The sequence below is a fragment of the Arthrobacter sp. 05N33_2 genome, from assembly GCF_056397425.1.
Genome location: NZ_JBFTNJ010000140.1, coordinates 1 through 1,669, shown reverse-complemented (window position 1 = coordinate 1,669; position 1,669 = coordinate 1). Strand labels below are relative to the sequence as shown.

At 69.2% G+C, this 1,669-nt stretch carries 2 protein-coding genes; one reads left to right on the top strand and one right to left on the bottom strand.

Annotated features, from left to right (window positions below; all coding sequences use genetic code 11):
* Positions 1-477: acyltransferase family protein (locus AC1DHX_RS20675; RefSeq protein ID WP_476900458.1), on the top strand; the 477-nt coding region annotated here is incomplete at its 5' end.
* 24 nt (positions 478-501) lie between these two features.
* On the opposite strand, the gene AC1DHX_RS20670 is transcribed toward AC1DHX_RS20675, so the two are convergent.
* Entirely contained in the window at positions 502-1,449 is a 948-nt protein-coding gene (locus AC1DHX_RS20670; RefSeq protein ID WP_476858601.1) for a threonine/serine dehydratase, read from the bottom strand.
* Positions 1,450-1,669 lie beyond the last annotated feature (220 nt).

The window sequence follows — 1,669 nt, the reverse complement described above, 5'->3', positions numbered from 1 at the left end:
GTCCATGTGTTCAACTGGTTCACCGGCCGCTGGCTCAGGCGCGCGGCCCTGCTCGGTTCCGTCGCCGTCCTGGCCGCGCTGATCTACTTCCCGAAGGCCAACGAAACACCGGCCTTCATGTTCATTGGCGGCCCGCTGGCCATGGCCGCCGCGGCCGTCCTGGTCGCGCTGGCCGCGTCCCGAACCGCGGTGATGCCGAAGTGGACGCGCCCGGTGCAGCTGCTGGGCACCGTCTCCTACGCAGCGTATCTCTGGAACTACCCCGTCATTCTTTGGCTCAACGGCGGCTCCACGGCCGATCTGCCGCCGCTCATCGCGGTGTCCGCCATTGTGGTGACCCTGCTCATTGCGGTCATCAGCTGGCACACTGTCGAACGGCTCGGGCGGATCGCGCGGGCCCGCTTCGACCAGCACTATTCGGCCCGCTACCATCCGGACCGGCAGCAGGCCGGCAGCGCCGCTTCCCGGCACGGTTAGGCGGCACCCCTCAGTCGGCGCTATTCAGTCGGCGCCCGGCTCGTTCTCCAGCGTGCAGGCATCGGTGTTCGCCCCGCAGACGATCACCGCGACGCGTTCCCCTTCGGCGGGTGTGTACGCCCCTGACGTGAGCGCCGCGAACGCAGCCGCAGCCCCGTATTCGGCGGGGATCCGGTAATCGCCCCACAACTGTGACCGGGCGGCGACGATGGCGGCGTCGTCCACCAGCACAGAGGTCGGCGGGACGCGTGAGGCGATGCTGAAGGCGATCCCACCCACGCGCCTGGCCCCGAGGGAGTCCGCGGCGACGCCCGAAACGGCCACATCTACCGGGCGGCCGGCGTCGAGGGCCGCGTGCAGCGTGGGGATGGTGTAGGGCTCGACCGCGACGACGCGGGCCCGGCCCTCGGCAGCTGCCGCCACGCCCGCATAGAGTCCGCCGCCGCCGACGGCGACGACGATCGTGTCGATGCCGGGCTCGTCCTCGAGGATTTCCTCGGCCAGGGTGCCTGCGCCTGCCGCAATTTCCAGCTGGTCGTACGCATGGCAGAACAGGGCGCCGGTATCTTCCACGTAGTGCATTGCGGCCGCGAAAGCCTCCGCGTACTCGGCGCCGACCTGCCGGACCGTGGCGTTGTACGCGAGGAGACGCTCGACCTTTACCCGCGGGGCGTTCTCCGGGACGAACACCGTCGCCGGCACACCGAGGACCGCGGCGGCGTACGCGTTCGCCAAACCCGCGTTGCCGCCCGACGCCGCCACTACACCGACTGCCGGGTCAAGGTCCCCGCGCTCCCGGGCGGCGAGCTGGCGGTTGAAGGCGCCGCGTGCCTTGAAGACGCCCGTGTGCTGCAGGAACTCACATTTGAACCAGAGCGGGGCGGCAGCGGTACCACCACGGAGCAACGGTGTGCGCCGCACGTGGCCACTGATGCGGTTCTGTGCCTGAAGTACATCGCTGCGGTTGATCACGGGCTCCCCCTGGGGTTGTGTCGCCTGGCCGGTTCGTAAGGATACCCCGGGACCGAAAAGGACCGTCCCCCTGATACAGCTGACGCTCCCCCACCACTGGTGAGGGAGCGTCAGGCAGATGAACGGGGGATCAGCCGCCCATGATGGCCGAGCCGACGAACGGGTCGACGGCCAGGGCAATGAAGAGCAGGGTCAGATAGCTGATGGAGCCGTGGAAGAC